Origin of the sequence: Paenibacillus sp. JSM ZJ436, assembly GCF_044383795.1 — a bacterium.
Lineage (GTDB): Bacteria > Bacillota > Bacilli > Paenibacillales > Paenibacillaceae > Paenibacillus_AQ > Paenibacillus_AQ algicola.
The window spans coordinates 60,278-79,957 of the sequence record NZ_JBISEO010000010.1 but is presented as its reverse complement, the minus strand read 5'-3'; the positions used below and the strand labels follow the sequence as shown (position 1 = coordinate 79,957).

The following is a 19,680-nucleotide window of genomic DNA, read 5'->3' as shown; positions in this document are numbered from 1 at the left end:
GAGAGTGGTGATCATGCGTAACAAAATGCCTTCCCCGCAGCCTCCGGGAGCTCTAGCCTATCTTCAGGGCCGGGAGGCGGGGCAGCGCGAGGGCTATGAGGAAGGATATTTTCGAGGCAAGCAGCAGGCGTACACGCAGCGCAGCCACTTTACGCCGGCAATGCGGGACGTCCACGTGCTGTATGTTGCGTCCGGTAAAGGCTATCCGTATTCGCCGATCGATGAAGCAGTGTTTGCGACCCTGCAGAGCATGGTCCGGCAGGTTACCCTCTCGGATTCCAGAGCGGATGTCGCTTCCGCAGCGGCCGGATGCCTTCCGGATGTGATGATTGTGCTGGACGGGATGTTTTTACCGACGGATCAGGTAGACCAGGTTCGCAGCATGGGCATCCCTACCGCCGTATGGATGACGGATGATCCCTACTATGCAGATATGTCGGCAGGCTGGGTCATGCATTATGATTACGTTTTTACCTTAGAAAAAAATTGTGTGGCTTACTATCAAAATCTGGGCTGCCCGCGGGTTGCCTACCTTCCGTTTGCCGCTTATCCCGGTCATTACCGCCCGATTCCAAAGCCGACTGCCTTCCGCAGGCAGGTGAGCTTTATCGGGACGGCCTACCCGAAGCGGATTGAATTTTTCAGTCCGATTATGGATGAGTTGATGAAATTTGATATGCACATTAACGGGAACTGGTGGGAACGGCTTCCGGGCTACAGTCGATATGGCACAAGGATTGAAATGAATAAATGGATGGGACCGGCGGAGACCGCAGACGTCTATAACAGTGCCAAGATCGTCGTGAACCTGCATCGGGCTTTTGACGACGCTGCTATTAATCAAAATGCCAATCGCATTCCAGCGTCTTCTCCGAACCCGCGCACCTTTGAAATCGGCGCCTGTGGAACGCTTCAGCTCTGTGATGAGCGGGAGGATCTGGCCAGCTTCTACACGCCCGGCGTGGAGATGGATACCTTTCGGTCTCCGGCTGAGCTGCTGGAGAAAATCGCCTATTATGTGGCCAACGAGCCGCTTCGCAAAGAAATCGCGCTGCGGGGACTGGAGCGGACGCTGAAAGAGCATACGTACGCCCACCGGCTGGAACGGATGCTGTCGGTGATTTTTGCATAGCCGGCGACATGAAGCTGTCGCCGCCTGAAATGGTTGAATGGAGGGGAACAAGCGTCGTTACACCGCCGCTGTCCTTGTAATATATTGTACCAACTGGGTCCGGAGGAGGTGAAGTTCGCACCCTGCGCGAGTATCGCAAGCGGCAGAGTGTGATGGATGGTTATGAGCTCAAAGCCGAAGCTGCTATTGTTTTCTCACTTATCCAATCCTGACAGCATTACCGGTGCGGAAAAGCTGCTGCTGTTTTTTTGCCGGGAATTGCTGCCGTACTTTGACTGTGTGCTGGTGGCTCCGGGAGAGGGGCGTCTCACCGCCTTGGCCCGGGAGTCTGGCGTTCCTGTTAGAATCTGGCCCCTTCCACTGCTGTACAGCGTGTATACGCCTTCGCCGCAATTGAAAGAGGAGGCCCGGCGGATGAGAACAAAGCCGGTCTACCGGAGGCTGGTCCGCTGGATGGCGAAGGAAGCGCCAGATCTTATTCTGACCAATACCTGTGTTCATTACCTTCCGGCAGCTGCCGGAAAGGCACTGGGCATCCCGGTCATCTGGAAGCTGAACGAGGTGATGATGGATAACGGATTTCTGCAGGAATCGGCAGCGCTCATTGATACCTTTAGCGACTGGATTCTCGGGATCTCTCAATCCGTGGTCCAGTGCTTTAGTGAACCTGTACGAAGCTCCAAGTGCTTCGTGCTGTACCCTTCCTGGAAGGAAGAGGAGCTGCACCCTGCAGCCTGGACTGAGCTTCGGGAGCAACGGCGCGCTGCACTCGGCGTAGATGCCGGGATGCCGCTGATCGGTGTCGTCTCTTCCTTTCTCGTTCCGAATAAAGGGATCGCGGATTTCGTCGAGATGGGAATCGCTTTGAAGGAGCGTAACCCGCAAGCCAGGTTCTGGATTGTCGGCAGCGTATTGCAGGAGGAGTACTATGCTCAGCTCCAGGCCCGGATAACCGAGGCTGGCGCTGCGGAGCGTTTTCTCATCACAGGCAGTCAGGAGCAGTTAGAGCCGGTGTACAGCGCCCTCGATATTCTTGTGGTGCCAAGCCGGGTGCCGGAAGGCTTTGGACTGACTGCTCTGGAGGGTATGGTACATGGCAAGCCGGTCGTTGCTTATGCCCACGGCGGGTTAAAGGAGCTGCTGGAGGCGGCAGGGAGCCCGGCGCTGCTGGCCGAGCCGGGAAATCCCGGTGCACTGGCGGATGCGGTGCAAGGTCTGCTGGAGGATGCCGCATCGTGCCGGGCTTTAGGAGAATGCAGCCGGGGCAATGTCCTGGGTATATTCGGTCCGCAAATGTACCGCATGCGGCTGCAGGAGCTTATCAGCCGCTGGGTGCTGGAGAGACCTCTAGGCTTCCAGAAGGGGGCCGAACGAAGAAAAAGCAGCGCGCGGGCGGTGCCGGTCAAACGAGGCAGGAGCCGGAGGTCGCTTCGTGTACGTGCCAAAGCCCGTCGCCGCCGGTTGACTGCAGCCTCCAGCCGGACGCGCAGCCGGCACAAAAGCTTGCCGCGGACAGACAAGCGAAGCAGGCTAAGGCGCGGCTGAAGCCGGGCGCTGTCCATGGGTCAGCCCCGGACTACGATGATAAGGAGCACACCCGCAGATGAAAGTCTTAACGATTCTAGGAACCCGGCCTGAAATTATCCGGCTGAGCTTGATTATTCCTCTATTGGACCGTTTTGCAGAGCGTCATGTGCTCGTTCATACCGGTCAGAATTTTACCGCAGGTCTGAGCCAGGTGTTCTTCTCGGAGCTTGGTCTTCGAAATCCGGACTACGTGCTTCAGGACCGCCAGGCCTCGCTGGGAGGTCAGCTGTCTCTGATGTTCAGCCGAATGGAAGAAATTCTGGAGGCGGAGCAGCCGGACACTGTGCTGCTGCTGGGAGATACGAACAGTGCACTGTGCGCCGTTCTGGCGGAACGGATGGGGTATCCCGTTGTGCATATGGAAGCCGGGAATCGCTGCTTCGATTTGAACGTGCCGGAAGAGAAGAACCGGAAGGTTATTGATGCCGTTTCTTCTATTAATATGCCTTACACCGAGTATAGCCGAAAGCATTTGCTGCGCGAGGGTGTTCCCAGCCAGCGGATCGTCTTGACCGGCAATCCAATCTATGAAGTGATGAAGCATTACGAGAAGCAAATTCATGAGAGCCAGGTGCTGCAGAGGCTGTCCCTGACGCCAAAGCAATATTTCCTGGTCACCGTGCACCGGTCCGAAAATGTGGACCGCCCCGAGCCGCTGCGTGAAATTTTGGCCGGCTTGAACCGGGTAGCCGAGACGTACGGACAGCGGTTGATTTGCAGCCTTCATCCCCGTACAGCCTCCAGGCTGAAGGCGGCCGGCACAGTCATGCACCCGCTGGTGGAGTTTCATGAGCCGTTCGGATTTTTCGATTTTGTCCGTCTGGAGCAGGATGCCAGATGCGCGATTACCGACAGCGGCACCGTTCAGGAGGAATGCTGCATTCTGCACGTGCCTACCGTAACGGTTAGGCGGACGACAGAGCGTCCCGAGACGGTAGACTGCGGCAGCAACATCGTCTCCGGTGTAGATGCAGACCGTATCCATGATGCGGTGAAGCTGATGACAGAGCTGAAGCCGGATTGGGTTTGTCCGGAAGGGTATTTGACGGAGCATGTGTCGCACACCGTCGTAAAATATGTGGTTGGAGGGAAAGTGAATGTTTAATAATCAACGTATTCTGGTTACGGGCGGCACAGGCTCTTGGGGACATGAATTGATCAGCCAGCTGCTGCCGCAAAATCCGAAGCAGATTATCGTATTCTCCAGAAGCGAGGCGACTCAGGTCGCAATGGACCGTGAATTCGAGGATCAGCGGCTAACCTTTCGGATTGGAGATATCCGGGATAAGGAGGCGTTAAGCGCCGCCTGTCAGGGCGTCGATTATGTGTTCCATCTGGCGGCGCTCAAGCATGTGCCGGTATGTGAAGAGCACCCGTATGAGGCGCTGAAGACGAATGTGGTCGGCACGCAGCACGTGATCGAGGCCGCCATTGAGAATAAAGTGAAAAAGGTCATCTATATCTCGACAGATAAGGCCGCGAATCCTTCCAACTTCTACGGTATGACCAAGGCGATCGGCGAAAAGCTGATCGTGTATGCCAACCTGCTCAGTCCGGACACGAAATTCGTATGCGTCCGGGGCGGGAATGTGCTTGGTACGAATGGCAGTGTGGTGCATCTGTTTATTAACCAGATTAACCAGAAGGGGCAGATCCGCATTACCGATCTTGGGATGACGAGATTCTTCCTGACGCTGAAGGACGCCATCTCCCTGCTGTTCAAGGCTTCAATCGAAAGCGTTGGCGGAGAAATTTTCGTGATGATGATGCCGACGTGTAAAATTTCGGATTTAGCCGAGGTGCTGATTGAGCATTCCCAGAAGCAGGGCATCAAGCTGGTAGAGACAGGAGTGCGTCCAGGGGAGAAAATTCACGAAATACTGATGAGCGATTTCGAGAGCCTGACAACCGTAGCTTATGATGATCAGTATTTGGTCATCCTTCCGACACTGGATATTCCCGGCATTCAGTCTCATTACGCCAGCAAGCCGAAGGTTGCGTTCAAGAGCTTTAGCTCGGAATTTAATCTGATGAGCAAGCAGGAAATTCGGGACATTTTGCAGCGCGGAGGATTTTTGTCATGAAAATGCTGGTGCTGGGAGGGAATGGCATGGCTGGCCATGTGCTTGTAGATTATTTCCGCAGGCACGGCCATCATGTGTTTTACACGACACGGGACCGCAGGAGTGAGGACGGCCTGCTGCTGGATGCGGGAGATATCGGCACGGTGGAGAAGATCGTTCGCGCTGTCTCGCCGGAGGTTATCATCAATGCGGTCGGCGTACTGAACCAGTTCGCAGAGCAGGACAAAATTAACGCCTACCATATTAACGGATTTCTGCCCCACCGCCTGCGTCATATGGCAGATGCCATTTCAGCGCGCCTGATTCATATTAGCACGGATTGTGTATTCTCGGGCAGCCGGGGAGGATACCAGGAAAAGGATACCCCGGACGGTACCTCCGTCTATGCCCTGACCAAGGCGCTGGGGGAGGTCTCACATCCGGAGCACCTCACGATCCGGACCTCCATCATTGGACCGGAAATTCGCTCCGGTGGCATTGGTCTGTTCGAATGGTTTATGAGGCAGGAGGGCAAGGTTTCCGGATATCGGAACGTCTGGTGGAACGGTGTCACCACGCTGGAGCTGGCCAAAGCGATTCACCACTTCATCGGCTCGGACCTTGGAGGCTTAATCCACCTGGCTCATCCCGAGCCGCTTAGCAAGTATGAGCTGCTGCAGCTGTTTAAGGATCTATGGAACAAAGAAGATACCCTCATCGAGCCTGACGATGACATGGTGCAGGATCGAACGCTGATCTCAACTCGGGAAGACGTGGATTATTCTCTCCCCTCATATCCTGACATGCTGAGGGAGCTGCGGCAATGGCAGCAAAGGGGTTGAAGCCTGCTTTGTTGGTGACCGGAGCTGCAGGCTTTACCGGCAGGCATGCGTGTCAGCATTTCCATGACCTCGGCTGGGCCGTTACAGCGGCAGTGCGCAAGACTCCGCCGGCTTCGCTCCTTCCGGGCGTGAAGGCGGCAGAGTGTGAGCTGACTGACCGGGAGCAGGTCCGCCAGCTGATTGACAGGATCAGACCTCATTATGTTCTGCATGTAGCCGGTAGGAACGCAGTGCCGGATTCCTGGCGCGATCCGGCCGGGCATATGGAAGCTAATGTGATGGCGCCGGTATATCTCATGGAGGCGATGCGTGAATTCAGGCCGGACGGCAGGCTGCTGCTGGCGGGCTCCAGGCTGGGAGTGGATCCTGCCCAGGGAGCCCGCTCTGTGCCGCATCCTTACAGCCTTAGCAAGAGCGTAGGAAGCTGGGTCGCAGAGGCCTGGTCCGCCTTATATGATCTGCCTGTGATGATCGCTGAGCCTTCGAATCTAATCGGTCCTGGGGAATCCACAGGCTTTTGCATGCTGCTGGCAAAGCATATTGCCCGCTGCGAGCTTGGTACTATGGAAGGTAAAGCTCCGTTTACCATCTCCTCCAGAGGAGCAGTTCGTCGATTTCTGGACGTCAGAGACGCGGTTTCAGCTTATGAGAAGCTGCTGTTATCCGGTGCACCGGGAGAAGTATATCCTGTAACCGGAGAGCAGGAGTGGACTTTGGGCGAGGTTGCAGAGCGGCTGTTATGTAAAGCTCGCGGCAGCGTACCTGTGCAGTGGGGCAGTGAGACAGACAACGCCCCCGCTCCCCCCCAAAGTGAGACTGTACGCTCTCAGTCAATATCAGAGCTGGGCTGGCGTCCTGGAATTGAAATGGAGAAGAGCCTGGATGATATTTTGGCCTATGCACGAGCTGTCACGGAATCCTCGCGATAACAAGCTCGCCCCTTGCAAGGGGCAGTGTCGCATGACATTAACCATAATTGGAAGACGGCAGACTGCTGATCCCTCGGCGGTCTGTTTGCCTTTTGCCGGAGGTGCTTGCTTTTCATCCTCATGCGTCTTTGGTGCATCCAAAACCTTTCAGCATACCGCCTCGTCCCATCGGTCATCCTATACCTTGTCAGCACACCTATAACAGAGATGGAGGATGAATTGATGATGAAATCCAAAGCCCTTAGCCTGACCTTGTCGGCGGCTTTAATCACAAGCGTGGCCGGTTTGGCAGGCTGTGGCAACATGAACGACGGCAACTCCACCAAGGCGCACAATATCAGCACGAACGATAATGGACGCATCGGGGACAGCCGCATCTTGAACAATGGCCGCAACGGCATGCAGCATGACCTCTCCAACCTGAAATACAGCAAGGTGCTCTCCGAGAAGGTGTCCAAGATCAATGGTGTGGGTGACGCACGCGTATTCGTTACGAAAAATAACGCTTATGTCTCCTTATCCCTGGATGGCGAGTCCGGCATGAATGGCATGAACGGCCGCATGGGCGGCACTAGCGGCATGACAGATCGCATGGACAGCATGACAGGGCGCAGCAACACCGGAACCAACGGCCGTACAGACGGCTTGTACGGGGCATCCGGTACCGGGACTGCAGGTCTGCTGCGAGGCATGAGTGATCCGCGCGGCACGCTGGATAACAATACAGGTCTCGGGCGTAGTGCAGGATATGGCAGCTACGGCACAGGCGGTGGGAACACCATGGGCGACAACTCCGGCGACAATCATATGATGGGCAGCAACGGAGCGACAATGGGCAACCGCGGCCGCTATGGAGCCATGAATACAGACAACGATATGGGCATGGGTATGGGTGACAATCAAGTGCCGCAAAATATCCGGAGCCTGATCAACAGCACCGTTCAGAAAACGGCTCCTCAATGTGAGCAGGTATACGTATCTGACGATGCCGATTTCTTTGACCGCTCTGAAGGCTATGCCGGCAACGGAATGATGGGTAACGGAGATCAAGGAGACGGCAATGTCGTTGGCAACATGACAGAGGATTTGGGCGCGTTCATCAATCGTCTGTTCCCGATGAACATGAACGGTCGGGATAACGGTATTCTGAATAATGACGGTACCTCAAACGGCATGTATAACACAGGCAACAGCGGCACGAACCGATAAGTCCTAGCTTGTCATTATTTTCATCTCTTTATGCTTAAAAAAGCTCCTGCCGAAAGGAATCGGCAGGAGCTTTTGTGCACAGCCCTATTAATATTTGCGGCTGCCCTGAACCCATACCGCTTCCAGGTCCAGTTGGTCGTTCAGGAGCAGTACATCGGCCAGCAGCCCTTTGGCCAGGGAGCCGGTTCTATCGTCAATGCCGATGACCTTCGCGGGATTGAAGCTTGCAGCAGCCGAGGCCTGCTGAATGCTGAGGCCGACCTTTTTTACGAGATATTGGAAGCCTTGAATCATGGTCAGGGTGCTTCCGGCCAGACTGTTGCTGTTGGACTTTAAGGTAGCGATTCCCTTCTCAACAATAGTCTGCAGGCCGCCCAGCATATATTCGCCATCCGGCATACCGGCTGCAGACACGGCATCGGTCACAAGAATAAGGCCATCTGCCGGCTTCAGTCGTGCCAGAATGGAGACGGCTGCCGGATGGACGTGAATACCGTCCGCAATAATTTCAGCGCTGAGGCGATCGTCGCCGAGCAGAGCCCCGGCTGTACCCGGCTTGCGGTGATGCAGTCCGGTCATGGCATTAAAGGTGTGGACCCCGTGGGAAAGGCCGGCATCCACCGCACGCTGCACCTGCTCATACGTGGCGTCGGTGTGACCCAGCGCAGCCACAATACCGTGCTCCTTCAGCCAGGATATGGCTTCGAGGGCGCCGTCCCGCTCTGGAGCGAGGGTCATCAGCTTCACCAGCCCGGGGAAGTTCTGCTGCCATTCCTCCAGCCAGACAATGCTAGCGGGAACAATGTGCTCCGGATTTTGTGCTCCCGGCCACTGGGGACTTATGAAGGGTCCCTCCAGATGAACACCCTCCAGCCGGGCGTACGGCATCGTTGAGCTTCGATATTGCTGTATGTTTTGAAGCACAGCATCAATGGCATGTTTAGGAGCTGTCATGGTCGTGGCGAGCATGGAGGTCGTGCCCTGCGAGCAGTGGAAGGAGGTGATCGCGTTCAGGCCTTCGATATCCGCCTCCATGAAGTCTTCGCCGCTGCCGCCGTGAACGTGGATATCCACAAAGCCGGGCATAATATAGCCTCCCTTCCGCCTAATCACCTGCTCAGCCTCCTGCTCCAGAACAGAAGGCAGACCGGATGCGGGACCGGCATATACAATCTGCTCTCCTTGCATGGCGACAGCCCCGTCTGGAATCAGTCCGCCAGGAGTTATGACGCTGCCGTATAACAGCGTACTCTGTGGGGAGCGGCTCATCGGAAGAATCTCCCGGCGCCTTCGTCCAGAAGCACGACGACATTGGGATGGCACTGAAGCAAGGAAGCAGGGCAATCCGTGGTGATGGGTCCGGTCAGCGCTTGGCGGGCAATCTCCGCTTTGTCCGCTCCCCGGATCAGCAGCAGAATTTGGCGTGACTTCATAATAGTGGCTGCACCCATCGTAATGGCGTGGGTAGGAACCTCATCCAGAGAATCGAAGAATCTCGCATTCGCTACTCGTGTTTCTTCTTTCAGCGGAACGACATGAGTCCCCCCGATCAGATGATTACCCGGCTCGTTGAAGCCGATATGCCCGTTATGGCCAATGCCAAGCAGCTGCAGGTCTACAGGGCCGTTCTCCTCAAGCATCCGGTCATAGCGCAGGCATTCCTGCTCCAGGTCAGCCGCATTGCCGTTAGGGACGTGGGTCTGCTGCAGGGAGATGTCCACATGCTTGAACAGCTTCTCGTTCATAAAGGTGCGGTAGCTTTCGGAGTGCTGCTCCGGGAGACCGACATACTCATCCAGGTTGTATGTAGTGACACCGGCGAAGCTAACCAGACCCTGTCTGTGCATATCGACCAGCTTGGCGTACAGACCGACCGGGGTGCTGCCTGTTGCAAGCCCCAGCTTGGCGCGGGGGCGGCTGGTGACCAGCGCGGTAATCAAACCGGCAGCGGTTTGGACGAAGGCTTCTTCACTGTCTAGGGTGTAAATGTTCATGTCTATTCAAGACCTCCTCGGCTTTTACGGTAATTTTGTACATTCAGATAAGACTGCTCTAATCTCGGTACATAAGTAGAGAAATCGCGGCTGGCCATGCCCATAAATAAAATATCAATAATATGAAGCTGGGCAATGCGGGAGGCCATATCTCCGCGGCGCATGCCCTCCTCCAGTGAGGAGGAGTACAGGGCAATATCAGACAGTGAGGCCAGTGCACTGCTGCGGTAAGAGGTGACGCTGATCGTAAAGGCGCCGGACTTCTTGGCGCAGCTGAGTGCATCAATAGTCTCCGGCGTTTCTCCGGAATAGGAGATCGCGATGGCGACATCCTCCGGACCCAGGTTGGATGCTGAGGTGATCTGCATATGGGAATCGGCAAAGGCCGTACAGCTTTTGCCGATCCGGACGAGCTTCTGGTAGAAATCCTGGGCCACGATGGACGAGGTGGCAATGCCGTAAAGGTCAATCCGCTTAGCCTTGCACAGTGCATCCACCGCACGCTCCAGCTGTCCCAAATCCAGCAGAGAGGTCGTATCCTGAATGGACTTCAGATGATTGCTCTCCATGGCCTGCACAATGCCCGCCAGAGGGTTGCCTGCGACAATATCCTGGTACCTTGTCTGTCCGGAGCGGGAGGTGATCTCGGCATGAGCCATTTCGGACGCCAGCTTGACCTTGAAATCCGGATACCCCTTACAGTCAAAATGCTTGCAAAAGCGGGTGATCGTAGCCGGGCTGACCTCACACTGCTCGGCAAGATCCTTAATTCCCAGATGTACAATGCTTCCCGGGTTCTCCAGAATAAAATCAGCCAGCCGCCGCTCCTGCCGGGGCAGAGCGTTCTTCTCTACAGCGATAATGTGCAGAACGGGTGCCATGCGAGGCCTCCTTCTTCTTCTTCTTCTTCTTTAACGGCTTTTGCTGTGAAAATAATTATTGTGAATCTAATATAAATAAGAAAATAATTTTAATAATGTCCATGTTAGACCATTCCATGTCAGGAATCAAGGGGCAATTTCATATGTAGCTATCCCATAGCCTGCGCTCCCCGCCCAAAATGAATACCCCGGCGCACCAATGCCACCGGGTTCTCATATGATGTGTTGACTGTATCCCTTAACCTTGTTAGACCACACATACCCGGGCAAGGAGGGGTGACACCATTGAAGGGAAATGATCAACACAGCAAGTTCTTGTTAACCCACCGTGAGCGAGAAGTATTTGAGCTGCTGGTGCAGGACAAAACGACTCGCGACATCGCCGGGCAGTTGTTTATCAGCGAGAAAACGGTGCGAAACCATATTTCCAATGTTATGCAAAAGCTGAACGTCAAAGGCCGTTCGCAAGCCGTCGTTGAACTGATCAAGCTGGGAGAGCTGAAAATCTGACGTCCTGCCGCATACACACCTTTGCGCGAAAGCTCTCTTTTCCATCGGGAAAAGGGAGCTCTTTTATGTATAATGAATTTAGGCACAATAAAAAAAGTTCAGCTTCGCTGAGTGAGTCAAATGCCAAATGGGTATTTAACAAAAAAGAACTTATTGTGGGAGGGCTTGGCATGGACAAACTCCTGATCTACCTGCTTCCGATTACAGTCATTGCCGTTATTGGACTGTTCTACTTCCTTCGTAAACCTGCCCCCAGAACCAGCAGAAATGTAATCTCCCTTGAAGAGGCAAGAAAGAAACGCCAGCATAAGGCACAAGCCTGCAGCAGATGCAAACAGCGCAGCACACTCATTTTTTATGCGAATGAAGCGGGCGTTGTCCGTGGATTTTGCCGGGATTGCAAGGGAAAGGCCGAGCGTTACGAGGAGCTGTATCCGGTATAGCTCTGTTTTCGCTTGACTTTATCGGCAGGGACAAGGTAAGGTATGGGCAAATCCATTTCGCATAATAACGTTGATCAAGGATTATAAGATACAGATGACGGCGCGTCAGAGAGGAAGCCCTAGGCTGAGAGGCTTCTCGCGCACGACTGTAGTCTTCCTTCCCTTGGAGTTGTCTCTTGAGCCTAGCGGGTGAAACGGCCAATAGACCGGCCCGGCCCGTTATTGCCGATGAGAGGATCTGTTGCCTGCCTGAGCAGGACAGATCGAAACAGGGTGGTACCGCGAGCACATTCGTCCCTTCAGACGAGCGTGCTTTTTTTGCGTTATTCATCATTTAAACGATGTCCATTATTCAAAAGGAGCTGGGAGTCCATGCGTCAAAGCAAGTTATTGATGTCTACCTATTCCAACATCTTATCCCATGAGCCGGAAATCCTCCAGTACAGGAGCGGCCTGATTCAGATTAAAATCCCGCTGGATAATCCGCTGCGCTGGGTAAACAGCTATGTGCTGCAGCACGGCAGGGAGCTTGCCGTTATTGATCCCGGGCCTCGCACGGCGCGGGCAGAGCGGGAATGGGAGCTGGTATTGCAGAAGCTTGGAATGCAGGTGCAAGAGATCACCTCAATCGTGTTGACTCACCATCATCCGGATCATTACGGGCTGGCAGGCTTTTTTCAGGAGCTCAGCGGGGCTGCGGTGTGGATGTCGGAGCGTGCTCATCAGGAAGCCGAGCTCATGTGGGGCAAGCACAGCAGCATGAGTGCAGACCTGCCGGCGTTCTTTCGCATTCATGGCATGCCTGCAGCGTGGCTGGAGCAGCTGCCGGGGCATCTGGACTCCTTCCTGCCGCAGGTCAAGCCGGCTCCGCAGGCGCGCTTTCTGCAAGACGGTGATGTTGTGCCGCTTGGCGGACGTTTGTGGCAAGCGGTACAGACCCATGGACATGCGCCGGGACACTTGTCCTTCTGGCATGCAGAGAGCGGCGACCTGATTTGCGGCGATGCCGTGCTGCCGCAAATCTCGCCGAACGTCAGCCTGCTGCCGGGCAGCGACGCCCAGCCGCTGCACAGCTTCCTGGAGGGGCTGCGCCGCCTCCGGGAGCTCCCGGTCCGGACTGCGTATCCCGGACACCGAAACCCGTTCACGCATTACCGTGAACGGATTGACGCGCTCCTCGCCCATCACGAGGAGCGGCTGGACACCGCGGCCGGCCTCCTGCAGACGGCCGGCCCCCAAAGCGCCTTCGAGGTGTGCACCGCCCTCTTCGGCGGCCGGCTCGGCATCCACCAGATGCGCTTCGCCATGTGCGAAGCGCTGGCCCATCTCGCCGAGCTGTCCCGGCGCTCCCGAGCCGTGCCCCGGGAGCACCCGGAGGGATGGATTTCGTTTGCCGTGCCGGAGTAAATCACGGCTTTCCTTAAACTAATCCTCACACCCTGCTGACATAAAGGTTTATGGACAACGCATTTTCGAATATGGTAGAGATAGCCGGATTATGAGTCCGGATAAACGTTTAATGATGTGTAATGGCTGTTTCTTTCGCCGCCTGAGCCGCTTGGCTTTGTACATAAGGGCTTTCCCCGGATCTCTCCTTTGGCCGCATCTCTCAGGCATAGGCGCCAGCCGCCCAGAGTACACTCGCATTACCGGTACGGCCGCTTTCCATTCATGATGGCCGCACCCCTCATACCATACGCAAAGGAGAATCTGCCATGAAAAGAAAAGAAATGGTAGCGATGCTGCTTGCCGGAGGCCAGGGCAAACGGCTGAAAAGCCTTACCCGCAATCTGGCAAAACCGGCCGTATATTTCGGCGGGACTTACCGTATTATTGATTTTCCATTGTCCAACTGCGCAAATTCAGGCATCGACACTGTCGGGGTGCTGACACAGTATGAGCCGCTCGTGCTACACTCCTATATCGGGGTAGGCAGCGACTGGGATCTGGACCGGAAGAACGGTGGTGTTTTCGTGCTCCCTCCCTACGAACGGGAGGACGGGACAACCTGGTACCGGGGAACAGCGGATGCGATTTTTAGAAACCTGAAATTTATTGAGCAATACAATCCGGAGCATGTGCTGATTCTTTCCGGGGATCACATCTACAAGATGAACTATGACCGGATGCTTCAATACCATAAAGAAAAAAATGCCGACTGCACCATTTCCGTCGTGAATGTATCCATGGAGGAGGCGACCCGGTTCGGAATTCTGAACACCGAGGATGACCTGCGGATCTATGAATTCGAAGAGAAGCCCGCGCAGCCCAAGAGCACGCTGGCTTCCATGGGAGTCTATATTTTCCGCTGGGAAATGCTGCGTGAGTATCTGCTGATGAACGTCCGCAATCCCGATACGACTCACGATTTTGGCAAAGACATTATTCCGTTAATGCTGGAGGAGAACCGTACCCTGTATGCGTATCCGTTTGAGGGCTACTGGAAAGACGTCGGAACCGTCCAGAGCCTGTGGGAAGGTAATATGGATCTGCTCTCCGAGCATCCCAAGCTGGATCTGAACGATCCCGACTGGCGCATCTATACCCGAAACCCCAATCAGCCGGCTCAGTACATCGCTCCACTGGCCAAGGTCAGCAACTGTATGATTAATGAGGGCTGCCGGGTATACGGCGAGGTCCGCCAATCCGTGCTGTTCTACGGCGTAGAGGTTGGTGAGGGCAGCGTGATTACCGATTCGGTCATTATGCCGAAGGTGAAGATCGGGCGGAATGTCACCATCCATCGCGCCATTGTGACGGAGAACATGATCATCCCGGACGGCAGCGTCATTGGTCCGCAGGGAGAAGACGATTCCGAAATCAGGCTGATCAGCGAGGAGGAGGCGGATGTGTCGCCGGAAGCGACCGGGAGTCATTAAAGTACCCAGCGCTGATGAGCCTGCAGCATAGCTATTATAATGAGGGACGGTGTAGACGATGAAATCCATGATCGGCGTAATTAATTTGGACCACGAGCTGGATGTACTGAGTGAGCTGACCTATTTCCGCTGCGGTGCGGCCGTGCCTTTTGCCGGACGCTACCGGCTGATCGATTTTGTAATGTCGAATATGATGCACTCCGGGGTGGAGGATATCGCGCTGTTCGTGCGCCGCAAATACCGGTCCCTGCTGGATCATCTGGGAGAAGGCGGTCCCTGGGATCTGGACCGGAAGCGGGGCGGATTGTTTATTCTCCCTCCCGACTGGAACGATCCGTCAGATGTATCTATCGGAGAAATGCAGCACATTTATAATAATCTGGATTTTTTCGAGCGCGGTCCGGCACCGCATATTGTGTACTCCGGCAGTCAGCATTTAGGCAGTGTGGATTTCTGCGCCGCCTATGAATATCATATCCAGCAGGGGGCTGACGTGACTCTGATTTACAGCACTCCCGAGGAGCTGCTCCCCGAGCACCGCCCTTGTGTTCGCCTGGACGTTGCAGAGGATGGACGGGTCACGGATATTCATCATGAGCAGGACAACCGGAACATTTATATGGAAATGTTTATTATGGAAAAAAATCTGTTTCTGCAGCTCGTCAACCAGTGCATTGCCCACCAGGAAAGCCATGTCTTCAGGGATGCCATCCAGAAGAATCGGCATAAGCTCAAGATTGCCGCTTATCAGCATACCGGCTATCATGCGGTCATTAACTCACTGGAAAGCTATTACCGCAACAGTCTGGAGCTGCTTAATCCGGATACCTTCCACGCTCTGTTTGATCCGCAGCCGGTGCTGACCAAGATCAAGTATGAGGTTCCGGCCAAATATCTGGAGGGAGCGCAGGTTAACCATTCTCTGGTGGCAAATGGCTGTCAGATTGATGGCCAGGTGGAGAACAGCATTCTGTTCCGCGGCGTGAAGGTCAAGGAAGGGGCGCGCATCCATAACTCGATCATTATGCAGAAATGCGTCATTGAAGAGGGCGTGGTGCTGGAGAATGTCATACTGGACAAAGACGTCAGAATTACCGCAGGAATCAAGCTGCAGGGAGATGTACGCAAGCCGTACGTCGTTGCCAAGGATACGGTGATCTAAATTTTTACTATGGTCAGGAGGCTTCATCTTTTGTTTAACAATAAAGAATTGTTCAAGGCGTCGTTTCAGGAGCAGCTCGTTAGTCGGCTCGGCAAGAGTATGGAAGAAGCAACAGCCGGCGATGTGTACAAAATTTTAGGATCCTTAATCCGTGAAAATATTGGCCGGGATTGGGCGGAAAGCAACCGGATCGCGAAGGTACAGGAAGAGAAGCAGGTATACTACTTCTCCATGGAGTTTCTGATCGGGCGCCTGCTCGGCAACAATCTGCTGAATATCGGCATGTTGGAGACCGTCCGGGACGGCTTGAAGGAGCTCGGCTGGGATCTTGATGAGATCGAGTCCCAGGAGCCGGATGCAGGGCTTGGCAACGGCGGCTTAGGCCGCCTGGCCGCCTGCTTTCTGGATTCTCTTGCCTCGCTCCAATATGCCGGACACGGCTGCGGCATCCGCTATAAATACGGTCTGTTTGAACAAAAGATTATCGACGGCCATCAGGTGGAGCTGCCGGATGACTGGCTTCAGCGGGGCAATGTGTGGGAAGAGCGCCGTCCCGACAAGAAGGTAGAGGTCCGTTTCTGGGGCCGTGTCGAGATGAGTGAGCGGGACGGACGCACGGTGTTTGAGACTACCGGGTACGAGAAGGTATGGGCCGTTCCTTATGATGTGCCGGTCATTGGCCATGGCGAAGGCAGAGTGAACACGCTGCGTCTGTGGAGTGCGGAATCCGCCGTAGATCCTATCAAGATGGCGCAGGATGGCCAAAACAGCTATTATTCCTTCTTGAATTACAGCCGTTCCGTGCAGTCAATCTCGGAATTTCTGTATCCCGATGACTCCGGCTATGAAGGCAAGCTGCTCCGGCTCAAGCAGCAGTACTTCCTGTGCTCCGCCGGCTTGCAAAGCCTGCTTCGAACCTTTGAGAAGCTGAAGCTTCCTTACACGGAGCTGCCGGAGAAGGTATCTGTGCATATTAATGATACGCACCCCACTCTGGTAATTCCGGAGCTGATGCGGATTCTGATGGATGAGCAGGGCTTTGGCTGGGACGAAGCGTGGGACATTACCGTTCAGACCGTATCCTATACGAATCATACACTGCTCAGCGAAGCGCTGGAAAAGTGGCCTGAGAATATGATTCGGGAGCTGCTGCCACGCATCTATATGATTATTGAGGAAATGAACAAACGTTTCTGCGGCCAGCTGCTGGAGGAGGGACGGTCTCAGGAGTTTGTGTCCCAGGTGGCCATTCTGGAGAGCGGCCAGGTCAAAATGGCGCATCTTGCCATAGCAGGCAGCAACAGCATTAATGGCGTAGCCGGTCTGCATACCGAGCTGCTGAAAACCGATGTCATGCAGCCCTTCTATGAGCTGTATCCGGATCGGTTCAATAATAAAACGAACGGCATAACACATCGCCGCTGGCTCATGCATGCCAATCCGAAGCTCAGCAGCCTGATTAGCGAAGCCATCGGCAGCGGCTGGACCACCTCTCCTCTGCAGCTGAAGGAGCTTGCGAAGTTCAAGGATGACCGGCACATACAGGATGTCCTGATGGGCATCAAGCTGGACAACAAGCGGCGCCTGGCAGCGTATATCCAAGACAAGCAGGGAGTTATGGTGGATCCGGAGTCTATTTTTGACGTTCAGGTAAAACGATTGCATGGCTACAAGCGGCAGCTGATGAACATTTTGCATGTGATCCACCTGTATCACGAAATCAAGGATCAGCCGAATGTCGAGCGTGTCCCAAGAACCTTCATCTTCGGCGCTAAAGCCGCGCCGGGCTACTACTTGGCGAAGAGCATTATCAAGCTGATCAATGTGGCCGCGGATGTCATTAACCGGGATCCTCAGGTGTCACAGCAGCTGAAGGTGGTCTTTCTGGAGAACTACTCGGTATCTCTGGCAGAGAAGATTATTCCGGCGGCTAACGTCAGTGAACAAATCTCGACAGCGGGGAAGGAAGCGTCCGGTACCGGAAATATGAAGTTTATGATGAACGGGGCGCTGACCATTGGCACGCTGGACGGCGCGAATGTGGAAATGTTCGACCTGCTTGGCGAGGAGAATATGTTCCTGTTCGGGCTCCGCTCGCAAGAAGTGCTGAACTACTATCGGCATGGAGGGTATGTCGCTCGGGAACTTTATCATCAGGATGCCCGCCTGCGGCGCGTGCTGGATTCTCTCGTGACAGAAGGGCCGTTCTGCTGCCACGAACGGGAGTTTGAAATCATTCGTCAGGCGTTGCTCGACCATAATGATGAGTTCTTCGTCCTGCGGGATTTTGATGATTATGCGGCTGCTCAGAAGCAGGTAGAGCAGGCTTACCGCGATTCCGTCTCTTGGGCAGGCAAGTCCATCGTGAACATCGCGAACAGCGGGCATTTTTCAAGTGACTGTACGATTGAGCGTTATGCTGCAGATATTTGGGATATTGCTCCCGTGCGCCGTGAGAGCTGAAGGCATCATTCATTGTTTCTAACCTAAAGGCTATGTAACCCCCAAGGGTTCAACCTCTCGATCTGAAGAGGTTGAACCCTTTTTTGATGTTATGAGCGTCCGTATACTCACTGTTACACCTTGTAAAATAAGAGATATGAGAAGGAGGATGCTTATGCATACGAACCCCTTGCTGGAGCGGCTGGACGCAATCGGGAGAGCTTTGTCGAAGAAGGAAGAAGCGCTGGCCTTGTTTGGCCTGGGCTCTGTGGGAGTGGAGACTGCACGGCTGGATGAATATTCGGATCTTGATTTTTTTGTCATTGCAAGGCCTGGACGCAAGCAGGAGCTGATTGATTCTCTGGATTGGCTTGAGGTCGTTTGTCCGCTGGCGTACCGGTTTATGAATTGTGAGATCGGCTATAAATTTTTGTTCCAGGATGGGATTTACGGAGAATTTGCCGTATTTGAGCAGGATGAGCTGGAGCGTGCACTATACACCGGGGGACGGATGATATGGAAAAGCTCGGCTCTGATTCCCGACGATCTTGCAGCAGGCCGCGGCTTAATTCCATCACGGCGAGCAATGTCTCTGGATCATGCCGTTGGTGAAGCCGTAACGAATCTGTATGTGGGCTTGGGGCGCTATTTGCGTGGAGAGAAAATGTCGGCCTTTAAATTTGTGCAGGGCTATCCTCTAGATGGCCTCATGTCCATTCTTCATCTGTTGGAGAACGAGGCGGAAGGGTTTCCGGATCCCTTCGGCCAGGAGCGCAGGCTGGAAATCCGCTTTCCGGCCTTCTCCAAGAAGCTGGGCTCCATGCTCCAGGGATATGAGAACACACCGCAATCTGCGCTGATCATTCTGGATTTCCTGGAAAGCATCTATCCCGTACATGCAAGCATGAGCGCCGAGATTCGGGCTCGGGCTGAGCAATGCCTGAAGCTTTAAAGCGTATGGAGCACAATAAAGCCGGCTGGGATTTTCCCATACCGGCTTTGCTGCAGGCTAGAGGTTATGATTCTCCTCGGTATCTCCCGTCAGCTCGATCTCCCGCTCGCCCTGCTTGCGATGCGCGATCCGGCTGCTGGCAGCCGCGGCTACGGCTCCGACAATATCATCGAGGAAGGTGTGTATCGTATGATCCGATTTATCGTTGAGCCGCTGCAGAACGCCCGGCTTCAGCTTGTCTACATAACCATAGTTGGTGAAGCCGATGCTTCCATACACATTGACGATCGAGAAGGCGAGGACCTCATCGACACCGTATAAGCTTTCGTCATTGGAGAGCATTTCCTGCAGCGGGGACATCAGCTGACCCTGCTCTGCCAGAATATCCAGCTGAATGCCGGTCAGGACGGCGTTCTGGATTTCCCGCTTGGCGAGCACGCTTTCGACGTTCTCGATGCACTCCTGCATGGTCAGGTCGGGATAATATTTCTTCTGCAGAAACATGACCAGCTCGGCGATCTCTTCCATGGTAACCCCGCGTTCATGAAGCAGGCGGGTGGTCGCTTCGGCAACCTTCTTGCTGTTCAGGCTGTAAGGAATGTTAGCTTCTGTCATACTCATCCTCCGTTCTGGTTTAAGTAGGGTTGGTATTGAT

Annotated in this window: 18 protein-coding genes; 14 read left to right on the top strand and 4 right to left on the bottom strand. The window is 54.5% G+C overall.

Annotated features, from left to right (window positions below):
* Positions 1-13 precede the first annotated feature (13 nt).
* The 7 genes from ACH6EH_RS13760 to ACH6EH_RS13730 all read left to right on the top strand — a co-directional run bounded on the left by ACH6EH_RS13760 (position 14) and on the right by ACH6EH_RS13730 (position 7,762).
* A complete protein-coding gene (locus tag ACH6EH_RS13760; protein WP_397332728.1) occupies positions 14-1,132 on the top strand; it encodes a CgeB family protein in 1,119 nt (372 codons plus the stop codon).
* Positions 1,133-1,294: 162 nt separating this feature from the next.
* Positions 1,295-2,677: a glycosyltransferase family 4 protein gene (locus ACH6EH_RS13755; RefSeq protein ID WP_397332727.1), complete on the top strand. Its 1,383-nt coding sequence runs from the start codon at positions 1,295-1,297 to the stop codon at positions 2,675-2,677.
* A gap of 58 nt (positions 2,678-2,735) precedes the next feature.
* A complete protein-coding gene (gene wecB / locus ACH6EH_RS13750; protein WP_397332726.1) occupies positions 2,736-3,824 on the top strand; it encodes a non-hydrolyzing UDP-N-acetylglucosamine 2-epimerase in 1,089 nt (362 codons plus the stop codon).
* Positions 3,817-4,803: a polysaccharide biosynthesis protein gene (locus ACH6EH_RS13745; RefSeq protein WP_138224997.1), complete on the top strand. Its 987-nt coding sequence runs from the start codon at positions 3,817-3,819 to the stop codon at positions 4,801-4,803. The genes wecB and ACH6EH_RS13745 overlap by 8 nt, the downstream gene beginning before the upstream one ends.
* Positions 4,800-5,624: an SDR family oxidoreductase gene (locus ACH6EH_RS13740; protein ID WP_397332725.1), complete on the top strand. Its 825-nt coding sequence runs from the start codon at positions 4,800-4,802 to the stop codon at positions 5,622-5,624. The genes ACH6EH_RS13745 and ACH6EH_RS13740 overlap by 4 nt, the downstream gene beginning before the upstream one ends.
* Entirely contained in the window at positions 5,606-6,553 is a 948-nt protein-coding gene (locus ACH6EH_RS13735; RefSeq protein ID WP_397332724.1) for an NAD-dependent epimerase/dehydratase family protein, read from the top strand. The genes ACH6EH_RS13740 and ACH6EH_RS13735 overlap by 19 nt, the downstream gene beginning before the upstream one ends.
* Before the next feature lie 222 nt (positions 6,554-6,775).
* A complete protein-coding gene (locus ACH6EH_RS13730; protein ID WP_397332723.1) occupies positions 6,776-7,762 on the top strand; it encodes a YhcN/YlaJ family sporulation lipoprotein in 987 nt (328 codons plus the stop codon).
* Between the two features lie 87 nt (positions 7,763-7,849).
* On the opposite strand, the gene nagA is transcribed toward ACH6EH_RS13730, so the two are convergent.
* The 3 genes from nagA to ACH6EH_RS13715 are packed head-to-tail and all read right to left on the bottom strand — an operon-like array spanning position 7,850 to position 10,637.
* Positions 7,850-9,031 (bottom strand): N-acetylglucosamine-6-phosphate deacetylase, encoded by a 1,182-nt coding sequence (nagA, locus tag ACH6EH_RS13725; protein WP_397332722.1) that lies wholly within the window; start codon positions 9,029-9,031, stop codon positions 7,850-7,852.
* A complete protein-coding gene (gene nagB, locus ACH6EH_RS13720) occupies positions 9,028-9,756 on the bottom strand; it encodes a glucosamine-6-phosphate deaminase (protein WP_397332721.1) in 729 nt (242 codons plus the stop codon). Before nagB ends, nagA begins: the two co-directional genes overlap by 4 nt.
* 2 nt (positions 9,757-9,758) lie before the next feature.
* Complete coding sequence (locus ACH6EH_RS13715; RefSeq protein WP_397332720.1) at positions 9,759-10,637, bottom strand: MurR/RpiR family transcriptional regulator; 879 nt, start codon at positions 10,635-10,637, stop codon at positions 9,759-9,761.
* A gap of 285 nt (positions 10,638-10,922) precedes the next feature.
* On the opposite strand from ACH6EH_RS13715, the gene ACH6EH_RS13710 reads away from it, so the two are divergent.
* The 7 genes from ACH6EH_RS13710 to ACH6EH_RS13680 all read left to right on the top strand — a co-directional run bounded on the left by ACH6EH_RS13710 (position 10,923) and on the right by ACH6EH_RS13680 (position 19,025).
* Positions 10,923-11,147: a helix-turn-helix domain-containing protein gene (locus ACH6EH_RS13710; protein WP_208203364.1), complete on the top strand. Its 225-nt coding sequence runs from the start codon at positions 10,923-10,925 to the stop codon at positions 11,145-11,147.
* Positions 11,148-11,317: 170 nt separating this feature from the next.
* Positions 11,318-11,590, top strand: a complete 273-nt coding sequence (locus tag ACH6EH_RS13705) for a hypothetical protein (protein WP_138225030.1) — start codon at positions 11,318-11,320, stop codon at positions 11,588-11,590.
* Positions 11,591-11,983: 393 nt separating this feature from the next.
* On the top strand, positions 11,984-12,997 hold the full coding sequence (locus tag ACH6EH_RS13700) for an MBL fold metallo-hydrolase (protein ID WP_397332792.1): 1,014 nt from the start codon (positions 11,984-11,986) through the stop codon (positions 12,995-12,997).
* A 308-nt stretch (positions 12,998-13,305) separates the two neighbouring features.
* On the top strand, positions 13,306-14,469 hold the full coding sequence (locus ACH6EH_RS13695; protein WP_397332719.1) for a glucose-1-phosphate adenylyltransferase: 1,164 nt from the start codon (positions 13,306-13,308) through the stop codon (positions 14,467-14,469).
* Positions 14,470-14,527: 58 nt separating this feature from the next.
* Positions 14,528-15,631, top strand: coding sequence for a glucose-1-phosphate adenylyltransferase subunit GlgD (gene glgD, locus ACH6EH_RS13690; RefSeq protein ID WP_397332718.1), 1,104 nt, complete (start codon positions 14,528-14,530; stop codon positions 15,629-15,631).
* A gap of 30 nt (positions 15,632-15,661) precedes the next feature.
* On the top strand, positions 15,662-18,094 hold the full coding sequence (locus ACH6EH_RS13685) for a glycogen/starch/alpha-glucan phosphorylase (RefSeq protein WP_397332717.1): 2,433 nt from the start codon (positions 15,662-15,664) through the stop codon (positions 18,092-18,094).
* A gap of 154 nt (positions 18,095-18,248) precedes the next feature.
* Positions 18,249-19,025: a hypothetical protein gene (locus ACH6EH_RS13680; protein ID WP_397332716.1), complete on the top strand. Its 777-nt coding sequence runs from the start codon at positions 18,249-18,251 to the stop codon at positions 19,023-19,025.
* 57 nt (positions 19,026-19,082) lie between these two features.
* Here ACH6EH_RS13680 and ACH6EH_RS13675 read toward each other — a convergent pair whose 3' ends face one another.
* Entirely contained in the window at positions 19,083-19,640 is a 558-nt protein-coding gene (locus tag ACH6EH_RS13675) for a phosphatidylglycerophosphatase A family protein (protein WP_175415224.1), read from the bottom strand.
* Positions 19,641-19,680 lie beyond the last annotated feature (40 nt).